17 protein-coding genes are annotated in these 21,719 nt (G+C 64.2%); 9 read left to right on the top strand and 8 right to left on the bottom strand.

The genetic code is table 11. The annotated features are described in order from the left end of the window. The first annotated feature begins 12 nt into the window (after positions 1-12). From ASG03_RS15150 to ASG03_RS15125, 6 genes are all read left to right on the top strand, one after another. Positions 13-1,611: an ABC transporter ATP-binding protein gene (locus tag ASG03_RS15150; RefSeq protein ID WP_062694309.1), complete on the top strand. Its 1,599-nt coding sequence runs from the start codon at positions 13-15 to the stop codon at positions 1,609-1,611. Further along, positions 1,601-2,698 carry an ABC transporter permease gene (locus tag ASG03_RS15145; protein ID WP_062694307.1) on the top strand — a complete coding sequence of 366 codons (1,098 nt, stop codon included), beginning with the start codon at positions 1,601-1,603 and terminating at the stop codon, positions 2,696-2,698. Before ASG03_RS15150 ends, ASG03_RS15145 begins: the two co-directional genes overlap by 11 nt. Before the next feature lies 1 nt (position 2,699). After that, positions 2,700-3,620 carry an ABC transporter permease gene (locus ASG03_RS15140; RefSeq protein ID WP_062694304.1) on the top strand — a complete coding sequence of 307 codons (921 nt, stop codon included), beginning with the start codon at positions 2,700-2,702 and terminating at the stop codon, positions 3,618-3,620. A gap of 45 nt (positions 3,621-3,665) precedes the next feature. Then, positions 3,666-4,736: a BMP family ABC transporter substrate-binding protein gene (locus tag ASG03_RS15135; protein ID WP_062694302.1), complete on the top strand. Its 1,071-nt coding sequence runs from the start codon at positions 3,666-3,668 to the stop codon at positions 4,734-4,736. 255 nt (positions 4,737-4,991) lie between these two features. Further along, a complete protein-coding gene (locus ASG03_RS15130) occupies positions 4,992-5,750 on the top strand; it encodes a FadR/GntR family transcriptional regulator (protein ID WP_062473523.1) in 759 nt (252 codons plus the stop codon). 144 nt (positions 5,751-5,894) lie between these two features. Next, positions 5,895-7,190 carry a hemolysin family protein gene (locus ASG03_RS15125; protein ID WP_062473520.1) on the top strand — a complete coding sequence of 432 codons (1,296 nt, stop codon included), beginning with the start codon at positions 5,895-5,897 and terminating at the stop codon, positions 7,188-7,190. 205 nt (positions 7,191-7,395) lie between these two features. Here the strand turns inward: ASG03_RS15125 and ASG03_RS21835 are convergent, their stop codons facing one another. From ASG03_RS21835 to ASG03_RS15095, 7 genes are all read right to left on the bottom strand, one after another. Further along, on the bottom strand, positions 7,396-7,542 hold the full coding sequence (locus ASG03_RS21835; protein ID WP_164490740.1) for a hypothetical protein: 147 nt from the start codon (positions 7,540-7,542) through the stop codon (positions 7,396-7,398). Between the two features lie 197 nt (positions 7,543-7,739). Then, entirely contained in the window at positions 7,740-8,966 is a 1,227-nt protein-coding gene (locus ASG03_RS15120; RefSeq protein WP_062694300.1) for a molybdopterin molybdotransferase MoeA, read from the bottom strand. Beyond that, positions 8,963-9,466: a cyclic pyranopterin monophosphate synthase MoaC gene (gene moaC / locus ASG03_RS15115; protein ID WP_062473515.1), complete on the bottom strand. Its 504-nt coding sequence runs from the start codon at positions 9,464-9,466 to the stop codon at positions 8,963-8,965. The genes ASG03_RS15120 and moaC overlap by 4 nt, the downstream gene beginning before the upstream one ends. After that, complete coding sequence (gene trpC / locus ASG03_RS15110) at positions 9,466-10,278, bottom strand: indole-3-glycerol phosphate synthase TrpC (protein WP_062694298.1); 813 nt, start codon at positions 10,276-10,278, stop codon at positions 9,466-9,468. The genes moaC and trpC overlap by 1 nt, the downstream gene beginning before the upstream one ends. Position 10,279: 1 nt before the next feature. Beyond that, positions 10,280-11,299 (bottom strand): anthranilate phosphoribosyltransferase, encoded by a 1,020-nt coding sequence (trpD, locus tag ASG03_RS15105; protein ID WP_062694296.1) that lies wholly within the window; start codon positions 11,297-11,299, stop codon positions 10,280-10,282. 10 nt (positions 11,300-11,309) lie between these two features. Next, positions 11,310-13,199: a peptidylprolyl isomerase gene (locus ASG03_RS15100; protein ID WP_062694294.1), complete on the bottom strand. Its 1,890-nt coding sequence runs from the start codon at positions 13,197-13,199 to the stop codon at positions 11,310-11,312. A 131-nt stretch (positions 13,200-13,330) separates the two neighbouring features. Further along, positions 13,331-15,094, bottom strand: coding sequence for a hypothetical protein (locus ASG03_RS15095; protein ID WP_062694292.1), 1,764 nt, complete (start codon positions 15,092-15,094; stop codon positions 13,331-13,333). Between the two features lie 215 nt (positions 15,095-15,309). Here ASG03_RS15095 and glmU point away from each other — a divergent pair, with 215 nt between their 5' ends. The 3 genes from glmU (at position 15,310) to ASG03_RS15080 (ending at position 19,479) form a co-directional block, all read left to right on the top strand. Beyond that, the gene (glmU, locus tag ASG03_RS15090) at positions 15,310-16,692 is read left to right on the top strand and encodes a bifunctional UDP-N-acetylglucosamine diphosphorylase/glucosamine-1-phosphate N-acetyltransferase GlmU (protein WP_062694290.1); all 1,383 of its coding nucleotides are present in this window, start codon (positions 15,310-15,312) and stop codon (positions 16,690-16,692) included. 129 nt (positions 16,693-16,821) lie between these two features. After that, positions 16,822-18,648: a glutamine--fructose-6-phosphate transaminase (isomerizing) gene (gene glmS, locus ASG03_RS15085; protein WP_062694288.1), complete on the top strand. Its 1,827-nt coding sequence runs from the start codon at positions 16,822-16,824 to the stop codon at positions 18,646-18,648. Positions 18,649-18,765: 117 nt separating this feature from the next. Then, on the top strand, positions 18,766-19,479 hold the full coding sequence (locus ASG03_RS15080; protein ID WP_062695205.1) for a DUF502 domain-containing protein: 714 nt from the start codon (positions 18,766-18,768) through the stop codon (positions 19,477-19,479). 3 nt (positions 19,480-19,482) lie between these two features. On the opposite strand, the gene recG is transcribed toward ASG03_RS15080, so the two are convergent. Next, complete coding sequence (recG, locus tag ASG03_RS15075) at positions 19,483-21,588, bottom strand: ATP-dependent DNA helicase RecG (RefSeq protein ID WP_062694286.1); 2,106 nt, start codon at positions 21,586-21,588, stop codon at positions 19,483-19,485. Between the last annotated feature and the right edge of the window lie 131 nt (positions 21,589-21,719).

Here is a 21,719-nt window from a genome sequence, read left to right as displayed (position 1 = left end):
GAGAGGGATGGCGTGGCGGTTGATGTGCCCAGCGCTGACGGCGCCTTGCTGTCGGCCAGCAAGCTGACGAAGATTTTCGGGACATTTGCCGCCTGCAACGGGATCGATCTCGATATCCGGCCCGGTGAAATCCATGCCCTCCTCGGCGAAAACGGCGCCGGCAAGTCCACGCTGGTCAAGATGCTGTTTGGGGTTCTGAGCCCGAGCAGCGGACAGATCACATGGCGCGGCCAGCCGGTGCACATTGCAAGCCCGGGTGCGGCCCGTCGTCTCGGCATCGGCATGGTGTTTCAGCATTTCTCGCTGTTCGAGGCGCTGACCGTGGCCGAAAACATCGCACTGTCGATGGATCCGGGCATCTCGCTCGGCAAAATTTCCGACGAGGCCGCCGCTCTCTCGATCAGCTACGGTCTGCCGCTCGATCCCAAGGCACATGTGGCCGATCTGTCGGTCGGCGAACGGCAGCGCATCGAGATCGTCCGGGCACTGCTGCAGAATCCGCAGCTCATCATTCTCGATGAACCGACCTCCGTGCTGACGCCGCAGGAGGCAGATAGGCTGTTTGAGACCCTTGCCAAGCTCAAGGCCGAGGGACGCTCCGTGCTCTACATCAGCCACCGGCTAGAGGAGGTCCAGCGTATCTGCGACCGCGCGACTGTTCTTCGCCACGGCAAGGTGACGGGCGCCTGCGACCCGCGGCAGGAAACGCCGGCCTCGCTTGCCCGCATGATGGTGGGCAGCGACGTGGCGCATGTGAGCGCAACGGGAATGTCGACCAAGGGAACGGTGCAGCTTGAGGCACGGCATCTGAAGGCCGCAGCGCGCACGCCCTTTGCGGTTTCGCTCAAGGATATCTGTCTGAAGGTTCATGCCGGCGAGGTGCTGGCGATTGCGGGCGTCGCCGGGAACGGGCAGGGCGAACTGTTCGACGCCCTCTCGGGCGAGTATCCGACGGGAGACAATGCGGCGGTGTTCATCCGCGAGAAACCGGTCGGCCGGCAGGGCATCAACCAGCGACGGGCGCTCGGCGCCGGCTTCGTGCCCGAAGAGCGTCATGGGCATGCCGCGGTGTCGGCGCTGCCGTTGTCGGACAATCTGGTGCTCGCCCGCTATTCCTCCGACAAAAAGGCGTTTCTCGGCGGCGGTGCGCTCGGGCTCATCCGCAGCAGTGCCGTGAAGCGGGCCGCAAAGCGGATTTCCGAGGCGATGGATGTGCGCAAGAGCGGCGACGATCCACCGGCAGGCTCGCTCTCCGGCGGCAATCTGCAAAAGTTCATCGTCGGGCGCGAGCTTGATCGTCAACCGTCGGTTCTTATCGTCAACCAGCCGACCTGGGGCGTGGACGCGGGTGCTGCGAGCCGGATCCGCCAGGCGCTGGTGGATCTCGCAAAGGCAGGTTCCGCCGTGTTGATCATCAGTCAGGATCTCGATGAAATCTTCGAAGTGGCGACCGAAATCGCGGTGATCAACGAGGGCAGGCTCTCCGAGATCTATCCGGCAGCAACACTGTCCCGGGAGAAGATCGGGCTCCTTATGGGGGGTATGCACGGGACGACTGCGTCCGAGACCACCCCTGGCCCGACCGTGAACGAGGGCGCCCATGCGCATTGAGCTTGAAAAACGGCCGAAGGTTTCGGTTCTCTACGCGTTCCTGTCCCCGATCATCGCGCTGGGTCTCACGATCGTCGCGGGGGCGATTTTGTTTAGCATTCTCGGCAAGGATCCGGGACTGGCGCTCTACAGCTTCTTCATCGAGCCGCTGACCGAGGTCTGGTCGCTGCACGAGCTTGCCATCAAAGCGGCCCCTCTGATCCTCATCGCCGTCGGGCTTTCCGTCTGCTACCGGTCCAACAACTGGAATATCGGTGCGGAAGGCCAGTTCATCATGGGTGCGGTCGCAGGCTCGATCGTTCCCGTCGTCTTTCACGAATGGCATTCGTCTCTCGTCCTGCCGCTGATGTTGGTCATGGGCATGATCGGCGGCGCGCTCTATGCCGCGATCCCGGCCTTTCTCAAGGCCCGGATGAACACGAACGAGATCCTCACGAGCTTGATGATGGTCTACGTCGCGCAGCTGTTCCTCGACTGGCTGGTGCGCGGTCCGTGGCGCGACCCCGGCGGGTTCAATTTTCCCGTGACGCGCGAGTTTTCGCCGGAAGCGATCCTGCCCGAGATGATTGCCTCGGGCCGCGCCAATTACGGCTTTGCCTTCGCCATCATCGCAGCGCTCGCCATCTGGTTCATGATGCGCTTCACGCTGAAGGGTTTCGAGATCACGGTTCTCGGGCAATCGGAACGCGCAGGGCGGTTTGCCGGCTTCTCCTCGCGGCGGATGATCTGGTTCTCGATGCTGCTCTCCGGCGCCCTGGCCGGCCTTGCCGGGATCTCCGAGGTTTCCGGCGCCATCGGCAAGCTGCAGCCGGTCATTTCTCCCGGCTACGGCTTTACCGCCATCATCGTCGCCTTTCTCGGACGCCTGAACCCCATCGCGATCATCGTCGCGGGCCTTGTTCTCGGCCTGACCTATCTCGGCGGCGAGGCGGCGCAAATTTCGCTCAGCCTGTCCGACAAGGTGGTGCGGGTGTTCCAGGGCCTGCTGCTCTTCTTCGTGCTTTCGTGCGACACGCTGATCCAGTACCGCATCCGGATCCTGTGGCGGCAGATGCGCCGCGCAACTCCGGCCGAAGGAGCGCTCTGACATGGGTATCATCGAGGCGATCCTCCTCACGGTGATCACGGCGGCGACGCCGCTCGTGATTGCGGCTGCGGGCGAACTCGTGACCGAGCGGTCGGGCGTGCTGAACCTCGGCGTCGAAGGCATGATGATCATGGGCGCCGTCTGCGCCTTTGCCGCGACCCAGGCGACCGGCTCGCCCTATGTCGGGATCCTCGCCGGCGTGCTGTCCGGCACGCTGTTCTCGCTGCTCTTCGGGTTCCTGACCCTGACGCTCGTGGCCAACCAGGTCGCGACCGGTCTGGCGCTCACCATTCTCGGCCTCGGCCTTTCGGGACAGATCGGGGAGCCCTATGCGGGCCAGTCGGGCATCAAGCTGCCGCAGATCGTGTTTCCCGTTCTCAGCGACATCCCGTTTCTCGGCCGGGTGCTGTTTCGCCAGGACTTGATCTTCTACCTCTCGATCGCGCTGATCGCCGGCATCCACTGGTTCCTGTTTCGCAGCCGTGCCGGGCTGAAGCTGCGCTCGGTCGGCGACAATCACAGTTCGGCGCACGCGCTCGGCATCAACGTCATCCGCACCCGTTATTTCGCCGTCATGTTCGGCGGGGGCTGTGCCGGGCTCGCCGGCGCCCAATTGTCGCTCGTCTATACGCCGCAGTGGGTTGAGAACATGTCCGCCGGGCGCGGCTGGATCGCGCTTGCGCTCGTGGTTTTCGCGTCCTGGCGTCCGTGGCGGATCGTGGCCGGCGGCTATCTCTTCGGTGCCGTCTCCATCAGCCAGCTCTACGCGCAGAGCAACGGCATCAACGTGCCGTCGCAGCTGCTGTCGGCTCTTCCCTACCTTGCAACGATCGTCGTCCTCGTGCTCATCTCGCAGAACCGCCGGATGACGATGATCAATACGCCGGCGTCGCTCGGCAAGCCCTTCGTGCCCGATCGCTGACCCGATCGGCCGCAGATATCTGTTCGACAACATGAGAGGTCCAAAATGAAGAAACTTATCCTCGCTCTCGTCGCCACGACGGCGGCCATTGGGTTTGCCGCGTCGGCAAGCGCCCAGGAAAAGGCCAAGATCTGCTTCGTCTATGTCGGTTCGAAGTCGGACGGCGGCTGGACGCAGGCGCACGAGCTCGGCCGTCAGGAACTCGAAAAGGCGCTCGGCGACAAGATCGAAACGCAGTTCCTCGAAAACGTGCCGGAAGGCCCGGATGCGGAACGCGCGATCGAGCGCCTGTCCCGCTCCGGCTGCGGGCTGATCTTCACCACCTCGTTCGGCTTCATGGATGCGACCGCCAAGGTTGCTGCCAAATTCCCGAAAGTGATGTACGAGCATGCGACCGGCTACAAGACGGCGCCGAATGTCTCGACCTATAACAGCCGCTTCTACGAAGGCCGCTACATCCAGGGCCAGATTGCGGCCAAGATCTCCGAGAAGGGCGTTGCCGGCTACATTGCCTCCTTCCCGATCCCGGAAGTGGTCATGGGCATCGACGCCTTCGTGATCGGCGCGCGTTCGGTGAACCCGGACTTCAAGATCAAGGTCGTCTGGGCAAACACCTGGTTCGACCCGGGCAAAGAGGCCGATGCCGCCAAGGCGCTGATCGACCAGGGCGTCGATGTGCTGACCCAGCACACCGATACGACCGCTCCGATGCAGGTTGCCGCCGAGCGTGGCATCAAGGCGTTCGGCCAGGCATCCGACATGATTGCCGCCGGGCCGAAGACGCAGCTGACCGCGATCAAGGACACCTGGGGTGCGTATTACATCAAGCGCACGCAGGCCTTCCTCGATGGCAAGTGGACGAGCGTGACCAGCTGGGACGGGCTGAAGGACGGCATCCTGACGATGGCGCCCTACACCAACATGCCGGACGATGTGAAGGCGATGGCAGAGGCAACGCAGAAGAAGATCGAATCGGGCGAGCTCAAGCCGTTCTCAGGCCCGCTGAAGAAGCAGGACGGAAGCGTCTGGCTCAAGGAAGGCGAGACCGCCGACGACGGAACGCTGCTCGGCCTGAACTTCTATGTCGAAGGCGTGGACGACAAACTGCCGCAATAAGGGCAGGGCACGTCCGCCGAGGACACCATTCGACCATATCAGCGCAGGGCCGTGTCACACGGCCCTGCGTTTTTAAGCGCCGTGTTGACAAGCGCAGCGTTTTTCCGACATTGCTTTTGAATTCCATTCTGCCTGAGAATGAAACGAAAATTCTACCTGTCTCCAAGACACCGATATTGTCATATGATATGATTTTTCCGTCGTCCGGGAGGAACGTGGCGATGGAACGCGTATCGAGTCCGACGAGGGGGAAGCATGAAAAAGGGTCCGCTGGAGACACTGATAACCGGCGTCGATACGCGCACGAGCCATTCGCAGGTGGTCGACGTGCTCGGCCGCGCGATCATCTCGGGGGAATTTCCGGTCGGCACCATTCTGCCTGGCGACCAGGATCTGGCGATGCGCTTCAAGGTGTCCCGAACGGTTCTTCGCGAGGCCATGAAGACGCTGGCTGCCAAGGGCCTGATCGTTCCGCGGGCGCGCATCGGCACGCGGGTCACGGCGCGCAACCAGTGGAATCTCTTCGACAGCGATATCCTGACCTGGCATTTCCACAACGGGATCGACGAGGATTTTCTGACGCATATCAGCGAGGTGCGCATGGCCTTCGAGCCGCATGCGGCGGCGCTGGCCGCGATCCACGCGACGGAAGCCGAGATCAGCCACATGATGCGGCTCGCGGTCGCCATGGGCGATCCGGCGCATACGCCCGAATCGCTGGCCGTTGCCGACCTTCGCTTTCATCTCGCCGTGGCCGAGGCTTCGGCCAATCCTTTCATGCGCAGCGTCGGCAGCCTGATCGAGGCGGCGCTTGTCGGCATCTTCAAGCTGAGTTCGCCGGCCGCAGATCGCGAGGGGATCGAAGATGTCTCGCGCAACCACATCCGCATCGTCGAGCAGATCAGCCGAAGAGACGAGGCCGGGGCAAGAGCGGCCATGGAAGTGGTGATCCGGGTAGGTCGCGCACGGGTTCGCGTGGCCATGGACGACGTGCCGCAGACGGTCGCCGGCTGACAATCCACGGCCCGTTCCTGCAAGAATGGTGAAACTTGGCCGATCTCGCCTTGCTGCATTGCGCGGTTCCGCCTATTTCATGAAAACGATGAAATCGCGCGCCCTCAAACCTGCAGGGCGTGGAGCATCGGTTTTCGAGGATCCATGTCCGAACTGCTGGTTATTTTCGTCCTTCTCCTGATCAACGCCTTCTTTGCCATGTCGGAAATGGCGCTCGTGTCGGTCAGCCGTCCGCTCCTGCGGCAAATGGCCCGGCAAGGAAACGTTCGGGCGGAGATGGCGCTCAATCTGGCGGAAGACCCGGGCAAGTTCCTATCCACCGTCCAGGTCGGCATCACGCTCGTGGGAACGCTCGCCGGTGCCTACGGTGGCGCAACGATCGCCGACAAGCTCGCACCGGTCCTCAACGACATCAGCTGGATCAATCCCTACGGCAGCACCGTCTCGGTGGCGGTGGTCGTCACGCTCATCACCTATCTCTCGGTCGTCATCGGCGAGCTTATTCCCAAACAGCTGGCGCTGCGCAATTCCGAGGGCATCGCCATGTTCGTGGCGCGGCCGATGTCGGTCCTCTCCAAGGTGGTCTCACCCGTTGTCTATCTGTTCGAAGGCTCGGCAAAGGTCTTCATGCGCGTCTTCGGCGTCAGCAGCAACAAGGACGCGGTGACGGAAGAAGAGGTCCAGGCGATCATGGCCGAGGGCGTCGAAAGCGGCGCGATCGAGAAATCCGAGCATGAGATGCTCCGCCGGATCATCCGGCTTGGAGATCGCAACGTCAAATCGATCATGACCCACCGGACCGAGGTGAGCTTCATCGATGCCAACGACACGCTGGAAGCGGTGCGCGCGAAGATCGAGCAGACGTCGCACTCCCGCTATCCGGTCATGGACACAGCGACGGGCGAGATCCTCGGCGCCGTGCTCGTGAAGGAGGTCCTGAACGTCGGCGGACGCGGCGCTTTCGACATCAGGGTGTTCGTCAAGGAACTCCACGCGCTGCCGGAAACGGCGTCCTGCCTGAAGGCCCTGGAGGCCTTCAAGTCTTCCCGCATCAACATGGCCATGATCGTCGACGAGTACGGCAGCATTGAAGGCATCATCACTATCGCCGACATTCTCGAGGCGATCGTCGGCGTGCTGCCCTCGAATTACGACGACATCGAACATGCGTTGATCCGCCAGCGCGATGACGGATCCTACCTTGTGGACGGCCGGACGCCGATCGACGAGATCCATCTCACCATCGGCATTGATGAAATCGATTCGGATGGAAGCTATGAGACGATCGCCGGGTTTCTTGTTCAGGAACTGCGAAAATCTCCGGAGGAGGGCGATGTCGCAGAAGCGTTCGGCTACCGGTTTGAAGTGGTCGACATGGACAGTCGGCGTATCGACAAGATCCTCGTGTCGAAACTGGACGTTGCCCCGCCCGAACGGTGAGGGCCGAGGTCGGGCCCGGCATGGTCGCCCCGTCCGCCAAACGCGAGTGCCAAACAACAAAAAGGTCGGGGCGTGCCCGACCTTTCGTTCTCAGAGTTCTTGTAACCTGCTAGTTCATCCGTAGTCAGATCACCTGACACTGAGTATCTGCTGGAACAGTAAATACAGTGTTAACGCGTAAGTCTTGCGCCACGCTGGAGAGAATTCACTTTTCCTGAACCGAGATGCCGCTTTCGCCGATCTTCAGTTCGACGCCCTCAGGTTCCTTTTCCCGGTCGTAGATGTAGACGCCCATGACGATGACAAGGACGACCAAGGCGCCCAGAAGGGCGTAAAGTCCGTTTCGGTTCATGCTGATATCCCCTTCGTTACCGATACTTACCGACGCCGGACATAGGGCGGACACGCGATTTGAAAAGATCCGGCAGGGCGGGGAACCACGATCGCTCATGCATGTCGCCCGAACGTGTGCAGCGGCTTCGGGAAACGACATGCATCACAACACGACCTTAAAGCGCGTTGCGTGAATCCTTTTTCACGCAACGCATTTTAGAGAAGGGGGACGTCGCGGAGCATGAACACCGTGCAGGCAGATCCCGCCTCGGTCTCGTGCGCCTCCGGCGGCCGGACGATCAGGGCATCGGCGCGCGCAAAGATCTGCATCATCGAGGAATCCTGTCGCTCGAAGGGGGTGGCCGACATGCGCCCGTCCGGCAGACGGTCGAGTTTCGCGCGGATATAATCCTGGCGCTTGTCATTGGCTGAAAGCGCCTTCGTGGTGATCGCGGTGGAGAGACGGTTTCGTTCGGGCAGGTGGCCGAGGGCAAGAACCAGCGGCTCCAGAAACAGGAAGCCGCAGACGAGGCTGGAGACCGGATTGCCGGGCAGGCCGAGCACCTGCATCTCGCCAAGGCGGCCGACCATCAGCGGCTTGCCGGGCCGCATCGCGATCCGCCAGAAGTCGAGCTCCATGCCGGCGCCGACGAGGGTCGACTGCACGAGGTCGTGATCGCCGACGGAGGCGCCACCCAGCGTCACGAGAACGTCCGCACCTCCGCTCCGCGCCGCCGCAAGCTTTTCCTCGATGCTCGAGCGTCGGTCCGGTGCGATGCCGAGATCGATCACCTCCGCGCCGTTCTCACGCGCGATGGCAGCAATGCCGAGCGTGTTCGACGCGATGATCTGGTCGGGACCAGGCGTGCTTCCCGGCGGCAGCAGTTCATCTCCGGTCGCGAGGATGGCAACGCGCACGCGCCGGTAGACGGGCAGCCTGTCATGGTTCATGCCCGCCGCAACCGTGAGGCGGCCGGAATCGAGGCGCTCGCCGGCCTGCAGCACGACGTCGCCCTCGTGGAAATCCTGCCCCTTCGGGCGGATATGGCGACCCTTTGCCGGCACGAAGCGGGTCCGGATACGGCTGCCCTCCAGCCTTTCCGCATCTTCCTGGATCAGAACCGTGTCGGCGCCCTGGGGAACAGGTGCGCCGGTAAAGATGCGCACGGCCTGTCCTTCAAGGACGGTCCCCGAAAAGCGGCTGCCGGCGGCGGACTCCCCGATGACGGTCAGGTGGGTGTCCAACTCTGCGATGTCGGCGCTGCGCAGCGCGTATCCGTCCATCGCGGACGAATCGAAGGGGGGGTGCGTGATCCGGGACGCGACGTCCTGCGCCAGCACGCGCCCTTGTGCGTCTGCAATGGCGACCCACTCGGTTCCGGTCACCGGGCGCGCGGCCGACAGCAGGCGGTGAAGCGCCGTCTCGACGGGAAGCAGGCTCATGCGGCGCCCGTCTCGTCGCGACCACGGATATAATCACCGGAACGTCCGCCGGATTTCTTCAAAAGCTGGATACCGCCGATCTCCATCTCGCGATCGACGGCTTTCGCCATGTCGTAGATCGTCAGGCAGGCGATGCTTGCCGCCGTCAGCGCTTCCATCTCCACGCCGGTGCGGCCGTTGAGCTTGGCCAGCGTTTCGACGCGCAGGCCGGGCAGGGTTTCGTCGGGACGGATGTCGACGGAGACCTTGCTGAGCATCAGCGGATGGCAAAGCGGAATGAGATTTGCCGTCTGCTTGGCCGCCATGATGCCGGCCAGCCGCGCCGTCCCGATGACGTCGCCTTTCTTGGCGTCGCCGGCCAGGATGATGCGCAGCGTCTCCGGCTGCATGCGGACATAGCCTTCGGCCACGGCGATGCGGACGGTCTCGCTCTTGTCGCCGACATCGACCATGCTGGCCTCGCCGGTTTCGCCGAGATGAGTGAGCGGCGTTCCGGACATCACTCGGCTGCCTGCCGTGTCGCCTCGGACAGCAGGCGCCGTGTGGCCGCGGCCACGTCGTCCTGCCGCATGAGGCTCTCGCCCACGAGGAACGTGCCGATTCCCACCGCCTTCAGCCGCGCGCAATCGAGCGGGGTGAAGATGCCGCTCTCGCCGACGAGATGCCGGTCGTCCGGTACCATGGGCGCAAGCCGCTCGGAGACTGCAAGGTCTACGTCAAAGGTCTTCAGGTTGCGGTTGTTGATGCCGAGGAGGGGCGACGACAGCCGCAGGGCGCGCTCCATCTCCGGTTCGTCATGCACTTCGACGAGCACATCCATGCCGAGGTCGAACGCGCAGTCCTCCAGACGTTGCGCGTCGTCATCGGTGAGCGACGCCATGATGAGGAGGATGCAGTCGGCACCCCAGGCGCGGGCCTCATGCACCTGATAGGTCTCGAACATGAAATCCTTGCGGAGTGCCGGCAGGGCGCAGGCGGCGCGCGCGGCGGTGAGAAAGTCGGGTGCGCCCTGAAAGCTCGGACCGTCCGTCAGAACCGACAGACAGGCAGCCCCGCCGTCCTCATAGGCCTTTGCAAGCGCGGGCGGATCGAAATCGGGCCGGATCAGGCCCTTGCTGGGGCTGGCCTTCTTGATCTCGGCGATCAGACCGAACCGGCCGGCGGCCCGCTTCGCCTCGAGCGCCTTGAGGAAGCCACGCGGGGCTTCCTGGCCGGAGATCAGGGCTTTGAGGTCGTCGAGCGGGACGCGTGCCTTTGCGGCGGCGATTTCCTCACGCTTGTAGACTTCGATGCGGTGCAGAATGTCGCTCATGTCAGGTCTCCACCGTGTTGGAGACGCGCACGAGCGCCTCGAGCGCCGCCCGTGCCGCGCCAGTCTCGAGCGCTTCCCGCGCCATCGCCATCCCTTCGGTCAACGATCCGGCACGACCGGAGATGACCAGCGCGGCAGCGGCATTGGCAAGCGAGATGTCGCGATAGGGCGTGACATCGCCGGCGAGGACGCCGGACAGCGCCTTTGCATTGTGCGCGCCGTCGCCGCCCTTGAGAGCGGCAAGATCGACGGTCGGGAGACCGAAATCGGCGGGGGTGAGGTCGAAGGTGCGAATCGTACCGTTCTCGATTGCCGCAACATGGGTCGTGCCGGTCGTGGTGATTTCGTCCAGACCTTCGCCATGGACCACCCAGACACTGACGGATCCGAGATCGCGCAGCACCTCGGCCACGGGCACCACCCAATGCGGCGAGAAGACGCCGACGAGCTGCCGTCCGACGCTGGCGGGATTGGAGAGCGGGCCGAGCAGGTTGAAGATCGTGCGGGTGCCGAGTTCGACCCGGGTGGGGCCGACATGGCGCATGGCCGAATGGTGCTGCTGCGCGAACATGAACCCCACGCCGGCATCGCGGATGCAACGAGCGATCACGTCGGGCGCGATATCCAGCTTGACGCCGAGACAGGACAGCGCATCGGCCGTTCCGGATTTGGAGCTCAGCGCGCGGTTGCCGTGCTTGGCGACGGGAACGCCGGCACCCGCCACGATCAGAGCGGCAAGGGTCGAGATATTGTAGGTCCCGGCGCCGTCTCCGCCGGTGCCGACGATGTCGATCGCATCCGCCGGTGCATCCACGGTCAGCATCCGGGCGCGCATGGCGCCGACCGCACCGACGATCTCATCGACCGTTTCTCCGCGCACACGGAGCGCCATCAGGAAGCCGCCGATCTGCGAGGGTGTTGCCGCGCCGGACATGATGATTTCGAAGGCGGCGCGCGCGTCGTCCCGGTCAAGCGCCTGACCGAGCGCCACCTTGGCGATGAAGGGTTTGAGATCCGCCATCCGTGCCCGCCTACCGCTGCGCCAGCGACGCTTCCGCCAGCTGCTGGTTGATCGAAACGCCGTAGCGGGTCTGCAGCTCGGTGACCATCTGGTCGAGGATATCGTCACCGCTTGCCTGGGCGATGGCATCCACCTGACGGTTGTCCTGGTCCAGCGCATCGCCTGTGCTGTTCTCGACGCTCGTGACCTTGAGCAGGATCTGGCCTTCGCCATCCGTGCCGGCGGCGTTTGCCACAAGGCCGTTGGGGCCACCAAAGGCTGCGGTGACGGCAGCCGGCGACAGGGCGGCATCCTGTGCGGTGCGCCGCAGGCCCGTCTTGGTCTCCACGGCGATGCCGAGTTCCGTCGCGATGGTCTGCAGGGTTTCCCCCTTCTCGACACGCGCCTTCAGTTCGGCTGCGCGCTTTGCCAGTTCGGCACGCTGCTGCTCGGCTGTCCAGTCGGCCACGACCTTCTCGCGCGATTCGTCCAGCGTCCGGTCCCGTGCCGGCATCACATCGTCGACTTCGAACCAGACATACCCATCCCGGCCGAGGTTGATCGGCAGGGCATCGGCGCCGGGATCCGTCTTGAACACCTCGGCCAGCAATTCCTGCGGCTGCGGCAGATCGGCGATCTTCTCGCCTTGTGCGTCGTTGCCGCGCGCGTCGACGGCGGGAATGGAGACGGCTTTCAGATTGCTTTCCGTGGCGGCATCCTGAAGCGTCGCGCCGGAAACGCGGGCATCCTCGAACTTGTCGTGAATGGCGGTGATCTCGTTGCTCGCATTGGCCAGCGCCACCTCCTGGCGGAGCTCTTCCTTGACCTCGTCGAACGACCGGGTGACGGCCGGGCGGAGATTTGTGACGCGCAGGATAACCGGACCGAAGGCGCCATCGACAACCGGCGTCGTGCCGCCATCCGTGGCCACGGCAAAGGCGGCATCGCCCAGCTTTCCATCCGGCATCCGCTCGCGCGTGAAATCGCCGAGGAGGACGTCGCCGGATGTCTTGCCCTGTTCGGACACCAGCGTATCGAAGGTCGTGCCGGAACCGAGCTTTGCCGCCGCGGCATCGGCATCCGCGCGGCTGGCGAAGGTCAGCTGCTCGACGGTGCGCGTTTCCGGCGTGCTGAAGCTTGCCTTGCGCTTCTCGTAGTCGGCGCGCAGTTCCTCGTCGGTGACGGCGGCCGGATTGGCGATGTCAGACGGTTCCAGCTTGACGTAGGAGATCTTCCGCATTTCGGGTGCGCGGTACTCGGCCTTGTGCTCTTCGAACCAGGGCGCCAGCACGTCGTCGGCCGGGGCCTTGATCGGGTCGACATTGGCGTTGGAGAGCAGGAGGTAATCGATCGAGCGGGTCTCGTTCTGGTAGGTCTTGAGCGCATCTGTGAGAACGGACGGGGCCTTGAAGCCATCCGAAAGAGCCTCGACCACCTGCGACCGCACGGCGACCTGGCTGCGGTTCGTGATGTAGTCGACCTCGCGAAGCCCGGCATTGCGGAGCACGCTGGAAAAGATGGTGCGATCGAACTGGCCGTTGACGGCGCGGAACGCAGGATCCTGGCTGATCAGCGTCGCCAGACGATCCTGCGACAGGCCGAGGTTCATGTCGCTCGACAGCTGGTCGAGCGTCGCGCCCGCAACGAGCTGCGAGTAGACCTGGGCTTCGACGCCGAAGGCGCGGGCCTGATCGCGCGACAGGCGCGTGCCGAACTGGCGCGAGAGCTGGGCCAGCTGCCGCTCATAGGCGAGCCGGAAGTCGGCGGGAGAGACCTTGACGTCGCCGACCGTCACCACCGAGGTGGCGGCGCTCGGTGCGATCGTGGACGAAACGCCCCACACGGCGAACGAGGCGACGAGAATGATCAACAGGCCTTTGACGACCCAGGTCTGGGCGCCTCTCCTCAGCATTTCCAACATTAGACTGCGCACCTCAACCGAAAAAACACGCGTTCGCCCCGTGGCAAACCGTGTCGTTCCTTACTGCATAAATTTCGAAATCGGAATCAATTTAAGGAGAAATCGCAAAGGGCGCGGAACGATCCTGACGGTCACTCCGCGGCGCGCCGGGCGGGTCGAACGAGTTCGTTGCGGATGAAGGCGTCATAGCAGGGCGTGAGGCCGATTTGCGTGTGCGTCGGACTTAGGGCCGGCCTGTAGAGTTCGAGGAGGCGCGTCTGCGTTGGCGTGGCCGGACATGTCGGCATCAGGGCAAGATCCACGGCGCGGATCGCAGCCTCTTCCGCAGCGCCCGGCGGCGGGACGGCGCGTGTTGGGTCGGCGCCCACGGCGATGGCGCGCGGCGCCTGTCGGTCCATCAGCCACGGGAACGGGTTGACGAAATCGATCGACATGACCGTCTCGAATCGAACGTCGTCGCGGGCCTCCAGGGCCAGAACGGCGGAGATCGCGCGGTCGGCGTTTTCAAGCCAGGCCCACTGGAAGTCGAAGTCGCTGAACAGGAGGACGGAGAACGGCTCGCCGGCGGCCGCCAGCGCATCGAAAGCCTTGCGGTTCTCGACGAACATCGCCTCCATCAATCGGGCGCGTGCCGCGAACTCCGGCCGGATGGCGAAGGCGCCGAGCGTGCGCAGGTTCCGATGCTCGAGAGGCACGGTCCCCAGCATGCCGACCATGGCGCGGCTCGCTTTCTGCACGACGAAAAGCGCTGGCGGGATGACCACGGCGAGCGCGAGCACGGCAACGACGCCCGAGCGCACCGTGTTTCCATGGTCACGGTGCTGATCGAGAACGACCGACAAGACGAGCGGGAAAAGGAAGATCAGCGGCTGGCTGCCGGTGTTCTGGCTTTCGAAGAACAGGCCGGCGAGGAGGAAGGCGGAAATCCATACGAAGGGAAGATCGAGGAGGGCAGCGATCGTCCTGGTCGAAGGGTGGCGCGCGACAGCCTGCAGCCTTTCGCGGACGAGGGGGAGATTGCCGAGGAGAAGCGCAAGGCAGAGGCCGGCGGTTGCAAGCGAGATGCCGATGTTCATCGACGCGGCGCGCAGCAGGCGCGGCAGCAGCGTTTCGTCGTTGAGACGCAGGAGCGCGAGGATGTCGTCCAGATAGGCAGACACGATGCCGGTTGCGCCTTCGAGAAGGATGAGCACGGCGGCGAAGATGCCGGCGGCCATCAGGGCAGACGTCAGGCGGAGCCGCCCCGCAAGGAGTGCCATCGTGCACATGAGCGCACCGGCGATGATGCCGGTGATCTTCGTGAAAAACAGGGCAAGCATGGCGACTGCCACAAGGCCACAGAGTTTTCGGCCGTTCGAAACGAACACCAGGCCTGCCGACAAAACGTAGAGAAGCTGGCAGACCTGTCGGTTGTAGATGCCGAAGCCCTCGGCGCCGGGGTAGGGGTAAAAGTTGCCGATGTTGAAGGGCAAGAGGGCGTAGAGAAGGAATGGGACCAGCAGGGCAAAGGCGAGCGCGGTCGAGCGGCGTTGAACGTCCAGAAGCACCACGGCCATCAGGGGCGCGGTGACGACGAGAAGCGACCAGGCGGAGACGAGCAGGGGGTGTCCCTGCGGAAAGACACGGTTCAGGCCGGCGAAGAGATAGTAGCCGAGGGCGCCGACCGGCGCGAAGAAATCGACGGAGGGCATCTGCCCGCCGGCTATCCGGTTGGTCACGTCGAGATAGATGTAGAGATCCCACATCATCGCGCCCATCAGCTGGGGGATGGTGGTCACAAGGGCGAGGGGCAGCAGCAGCAGAACTGCGACGAGGGTGAGGAGAGGCGCCAGCCGCTTCAGGCGAACGCGGAGGCCGTCCGGCGCTGCGAGCATTTCATTCGCGACGGATGCCATGGATCGCCTCAACGCGGCTGAGTTGTCGAACTATCCTGCTTATCGCATCGCGATCTTTTCATCGCGTTAACGGACCGCCGTGCCAAAGTCCGCCCCGGCCGCGTGCCAGACCCGCGTCTCGCACGGCTTGCAAATCGGCTTCGCGAATCCCGACCTTTTGTACTATGAGGCAGACGATCTGTCCGGCGCCCGGCCGGACGAGACAGGAGACATTGATGAGCCAGATCCCCGACACCCAAGCCCGCTCCTGTCTTGCCGTCGTTCTTGCCGCCGGCGAGAGCACCCGGATGAAGTCGTCCGTGTCCAAGGTGCTTCATCCCGTTGCGGGGCGCCCGATGATCGCGCATGTGATGGAGGCGCTTGCCGGCGCCGACATCGAGGCGGCTGCTCTGGTCGTCGGTCGCGATGCCGATGCGGTCGCCGCTGCGGCGCGCCGGGCGGATCTGCCTGTCAGCACCCATCTGCAGACACAGCGTCTGGGAACGGGGCATGCGGTGCTCGCGGCGCGCGAGGCGATCGCGAAGGGCTATGATGACGTCATTGTCGTTTTCGGCGACACGCCGCTGATCACGGCCGGCCCGCTCAAGGCGGCGCGCGCGCGTCTCGCAGCCGGCGACGATGTCGTCGTCATCGGCTTTCGCACGGAGCGGCCAACGGGCTATGGTCGCCTCATCATCGAGAACGACGCGCTGCTGGCGATCCGCGAGGAAAAGGACGCGTCCGAAGCCGAGCGCGCCATCACCTATTGCAATGGCGGTCTCATGGCGATCAACGGTCGGCGGGCCCTCGCGTTTCTCGATGCCATCGGCAACGACAATGCCAAGGGCGAATACTACCTGACGGACGTGGTGGAAGTCGCCCGGGCAGCCGGGGGCAAGACGATCGCGATCGAAGCGCCTGAAACCGAACTCATGGGGTGCAACAATCGCGCGGAACTCGCTGCGATCGAGGCGGCGTGGCAGGCGCGCCGGCGCCACGCACTGATGATCTCGGGCGTCTCGATGATTGCGCCGGAAACCGTGTTTCTGTCCTACGATACCGAACTCGAACAAGATGTGCTCGTCGAGCCCAATGTCGTCTTCGGCCCGGGCGTCACCGTGGAGCGCGATGCCGTCATCCACGCTTTTTCGCATCTTGAAGGGGCACATGTCGCGGCCGGGGCCAACGTCGGGCCCTTCGCCCGCCTTCGCCCGGGCGCGCATCTCGGCCCGAACGCCAAGGTCGGGAATTTCTGCGAGATCAAGAAGTCGGACATCGGCGCGGGGGCCAAGGTGAGCCACCTGACCTATATCGGCGATGCCGTCATCGGCCCGGAAGCCAATATCGGCGCCGGAACCGTCACCTGCAATTATGACGGCGTGAACAAGCACGTCACCCGCATCGGCGCAAAGGCGTTCATCGGCTCCAACGCCTCCCTGGTGGCGCCCGTCACCATCGGCGACGGCGCCCTGATCGCATCCGGCAGCGTCATCACCGACGATGTGCCTGACGATGCTGCCGCATTCGGTCGGGCCCGCCAGGCCAACAAGCCGGGCCACGCCAAAGTGCTGCGCGAGCGGTATCTCGCGGAAAAGGCGGCAAGAAAGCCCAAGGCCTGAGCGCACCTCCCGCGCGGTGCCGCATTACCGGCTGACACCGAAAGTGACGGTGGGTCGGTTGCTCGCTTTGAAAAAAACAGTAGTCAGCTTAGTCCATAAGGTCTGGGGCTAACAGGATCGGAGAAAGTCATGTGCGGCATCGTCGGCATCGTCGGAGCGCGTCCCGTATCGGAGAGGCTGGTCGATGCGCTCAAGCGGCTCGAATACCGCGGCTATGATTCCGCCGGCGTCGCCACGATCCACCAAGGGCAGCTCGATCGGCGCAGGGCCGAAGGCAAGCTGTTCAACCTGGAGACAAGGCTGGCCGGCGATCCGCTTCCCGGCGCGATCGGCATCGCCCACACGCGCTGGGCGACACACGGCGCGCCGACGGAAAACAACGCCCATCCGCATTTCACCGACGGCGTGGCCGTCGTGCACAACGGCATCATCGAGAATTTCTCCGAGATCAAGGACGGGCTGGTCGCCGCAGGCGCGACGTTCTCGACCCAGACGGACACCGAAGTCGTTGCGCAGTTGCTCGCCAAGCTGCGCCGGGACGGGCTCGATGCACGGCAGGCCATGCAGGCCATGTTGCGGTCCGTCACCGGTGCCTATGCGCTTGCCGTCCTGTTTGCCGATACGCCGAACACGATTCTTGCGGCCCGGTCCGGCCCGCCGCTGGCTGTCGGTTACGGGCGGGACGAGATGTTTCTCGGCTCGGATGCCATTGCCTTGGCGCCGTTTACGAACGAGATCACGTATCTCAACGATGGCGACTGGGCGGTGCTGACCGCGGATGGCGTCGAGATCCTCGACCATGACGGCCGGCACGTGACGCGGCCCCGCCAGGTGTCGATCGCCGCTGCCTACATGGTCGACAAGGGCAATCACCGGCACTTCATGGAGAAGGAGATCTACGAGCAGCCGGAGGTCATTTCCCATGCGCTCGGGCACTATGTCGATTTCACCGAGAACCGCGTGAGCGTGGCGGCGTCGGCGATCGATTTCGAGCGCATCCCGAGCCTTGCCATCGCAGCCTGCGGTACGGCCTATCTGGCCGGGCTTATCGGCAAATACTGGTTCGAGCGCTATGCCCGGCTTCCCGTCGAAATCGACGTCGCTTCCGAATTCCGCTATCGGGACATCCCCCTCTCGTCCGACGCGGCGGCGCTGTTCATCTCGCAATCCGGCGAGACGGCCGACACGCTCGCTTCGCTCCGCTACTGCAGGGATCTGGGCCTCACGATCGGGGCGGTCGTCAACGCGCGCGAATCGACCATTGCACGCTCGTCCGATGCCGTCTTTCCGATCCTGGCTGGCCCGGAGATCGGCGTCGCCTCCACGAAGGCCTTTACCTGCCAGCTTGCGGTCCTCGCAGCGCTCGCCGTCGGTGCAGGTCGGGCTCGGGGAACGATTTCCGCCGAGGAGGAGCGCGTTCTCGTCCGGCATCTCGTCGAAATGCCGCGGATCATGGCGCAGGTGCTGAACACGATTCAGCCGAAGATGGAAAGCCTCGCGCGCGATCTCTCCAAGTGCCGGGACGTCTTGTACCTCGGCCGCGGCACGAGCTTTCCCCTCGCCATGGAGGGCGCGCTCAAGCTCAAGGAAATTTCCTACATCCACGCCGAGGGCTATGCTGCCGGCGAATTGAAGCATGGGCCCATTGCCCTGATCGACGAGAACATGCCCGTGATCGTGATCGCGCCGCATGACCGCTTCTTCGAGAAAACCATCTCGAACATGCAGGAGGTCGCCGCGCGCGGCGGGAGGATCATCTTCATCACCGACGAGCGGGGTGCCAGCGCCTCGAAGCTGGAGACGATGAGCACGATCGTGCTGCCGAACGTCGACGAGCTGATATCGCCGATGATCTTCTCGCTGCCGATCCAGCTTCTGGCCTATCACACGGCGGTCTTCATGGGCACAGACGTCGATCAGCCGCGGAACCTGGCGAAGTCCGTGACGGTCGAATAGTCCGGCCAAGACGCGGTCGCAGCACGCCGTGCTGCACTGCGGCTTTTGCCATTGTCCGCTTGGCCGCAACGCCATATCATCATGGCGTGGCGGCATCTCGGCGTCGATGGAATCAGCATGACGGAAGCTCAGACGCGTATCTCCCTTGCGACCCGGCTGCGGAACAACTTCCTGGCCGGGCTTGTCATCTGCGCGCCGATCGCCATTACCCTGTGGCTGACCTGGAGCTTTGTGCGCTGGGCCGACAGCTGGGTGAAGCCCTATATTCCGGCCCGGTACAATCCGGACAGCTACCTGAACTTCGCGGTTCCAGGCTTCGGCCTGCTCATCGCGCTGATCATGATCACCATCATCGGTTTCCTCGGCAAGAATCTGATCGGACGTTCGATCGTCAATGTCGGCGAGCAGGTGCTCAACCGCACGCCGCTCGTGCGCGGGCTCTACAAGAGCCTGAAGCAAATCTTCGAAACCGTTCTCAAGGAGCAGGGCACGCCGTTCAACAAGGCGGCCCTGATCGAGTATCCGAGCGCGGGTCTCTGGTCGCTGGTCTTCATCTCCACCGATGCGAAGGGCGAAATCGCCTCGAAATTCGATGCGATGGGGCGCGATATGGTGGCCTGCTTCATGCCGCCGACCCCCGTGCCGACGGCCGGTTTTCTTGTCTTCGTGCAGCGGGACAAGATCGTACCCCTCGACATGAGCGCCGAGGATGCCGCCAAGCTCGTGATCTCGGTCGGTCTGGTCACGCCACCGGAAGGTGGGCCGGTGGCCGCGCCGGCGCGCAAGGGCCGCAAGGTCGCCGAGCCCGTCCCCGTCGTCATCGAGCCCTGAGCGTCAGCCCGCCCGGAGAAAGCGGATCGCCTCGTCGCGGCGGTGAAGGTACAAGAGCGTGCGGAGCGCTTGGCCGCGCGGCGTCGTGAGGTCCGGATCGCGCTCGATCACGTAGGCGGCATCCTTTCGGGCAATCTCCAGGAGATCGGCATGCGCCTCGAGGCTGGCGATACGAAAGCCGGGCGTTCCCGATTGTCGGGTGCCGAGCAGCTCGCCTTCGCCGCGCAGTTTCAGATCCTCTTCGGCAATCACGAAGCCGTCCTCCGTATCGCGCAGGATCGACAGGCGGGAATGCGCCGTCAGGCTGAGCGGTCCCTTGTAGAGCAGGATGCAGCTCGATGCCTCGCTGCCGCGCCCGACGCGCCCGCGCAGCTGGTGGAGCTGCGCAAGCCCGAAACGCTCGGCATGCTCGATGACCATGATGGTCGCGTCGGGCACATCGACGCCGACTTCAACAACCGTGGTGGCGACGAGCAGCCGCGTCTCGCCGTTCTTGAAGGCGAGCATGGCCGCGTCCTTTTCCGGGCCGGCCATGCGACCATGGATCAGCCCGGCGACCGGACCGAGGCGGGCGACGAGAATCCGGAAACGCTCATCCGCGGACATGAGATCGGACAGTTCGGACTCCTCGACCAGCGGGCAGATCCAGTAGATCTTCTTGCCGTCCGCGATCGCCGCACGCAGGCGCTCGACGATGTCGTCCAGGCGCTCCGTCGGCAGCGTCACCGTCTGGATCGGCTTTCGGCCCGCCGGCTTTTCGGTGAGCTTGGAGACGTCCATATCGCCAAAGGCGGCAAGCACCAGCGTGCGCGGGATCGGCGTCGCGGTCATCACCAGCATATGTGGGGACACGCCCTTTGCCGTCAGTCGCAGACGCTGGTGGACGCCGAAGCGATGTTGTTCGTCGACGACCGCGAGAAGCAGGCGGTGAAACGCGACGGTATCCTGGAAGAGGGCATGGGTGCCGATCACGATGTCCGTTTCACCGGACGCCAGCCGTTCCAGGAGGGCGTCGCGCTCGCGGCTCTTGGTGCGTCCCGTGAGAACGTCGATCCGAACGCCCGCGGGACCTGCAAGGCGGCTGAGGGTGGTAAAATGCTGGCGCGCGAGGATTTCGGTCGGCGCCATCAGGGCTGCCTGTCCACCGGCTTCCACGGCTGCGAGCATCGCCATCAGCGCCACCGCGGTCTTGCCGGAGCCGACATCGCCCTGCAGGAGCCTCAGCATGCGCTCTTCCCGCGCCATGTCGGCCAGGATGTCGGAGACGGCCGCCGTCTGGCTTCCGGTCAAGGAAAAGGGCAGAGCGGAGATGACGGGGCCGCTGAGGGCACCCGTCGCCGCGACGGGCGTCCCCGGGAGGGCACGCAGGCGCTGTCGAACGAGGGAGAGCGACAGTTGTCCGGCCAGAAACTCGTCATAGGCGAGACGGCGTCTTGCCGGTGCGCGAGGATCGATGTCGGCCGCATCGCGTGGCTCGTGCAAAGCGATGAAGGCTTCGCGCGCGGTGAGAAATTCCTGTTTGTCGAGAAGGGATGTGTCCAGCCATTCGGGAAACTGCGGAAGACGGGTCAGGGCCGCTTCGACGGTGCGCCGCAGGGTTTTCGGCGAGAGCCCGGCCGTCAGCCCGTAGACCGGCTCGACAAGCGCCATCGTCTCCGCCTCCGCCTCGCGCACCATCAGGTCGGGATGCACCATGGACGCCCGGCCGTTGAACCAGTCGACCTTGCCCGAGACGATGACCACATCATCGATCGGCAGCTGCTTCTCCAGCCAGTTGCCCTTGACCTTGAAGAAGGTCAGCGCCAGCTCCCCCGTGTCGTCCTGCAGGAAGACGCGGTAGGGCATGGACGAACGTCCGGGCGGAGGAGGCACGTGGCGATCGACCCGGCCCTTGATGGTCACGATGGCGCCAGCCAGCGCGTTGGCAACACCCGGCTGATGACGGCGATCCACGATCGAGTGCGGGGCGTGAAAGAGCAGATCCACCACCCGGCATTCCTCGATGCTCTCCCGGTTGAGAAGCCGGGCAAGAAATTCGCCGACTTTGGGGCCAACGCCGGGAAGCGTATCGAGCGAGGCAAAAAGCGGATCGAGAAGGGCAGGGCGCATCCGGGGAACTTCACTTGACGAAACGGACTTTGGCAAGGCTGACAAGTCGTTGTCCAGCGTTTATAGGAGCGGCGGGACGGCGGCAGCAAGGCGCAATATGTCCATCCCGACCGACGGTCACGAGACCGCAC

Source organism: Rhizobium sp. Leaf341 (assembly GCF_001424325.1).
Lineage (GTDB): Bacteria > Pseudomonadota > Alphaproteobacteria > Rhizobiales > Rhizobiaceae > Ferranicluibacter.
The sequence above is the reverse complement of the archived record's forward strand: the minus strand, read 5'-3'. Positions and strand labels throughout refer to the sequence as shown.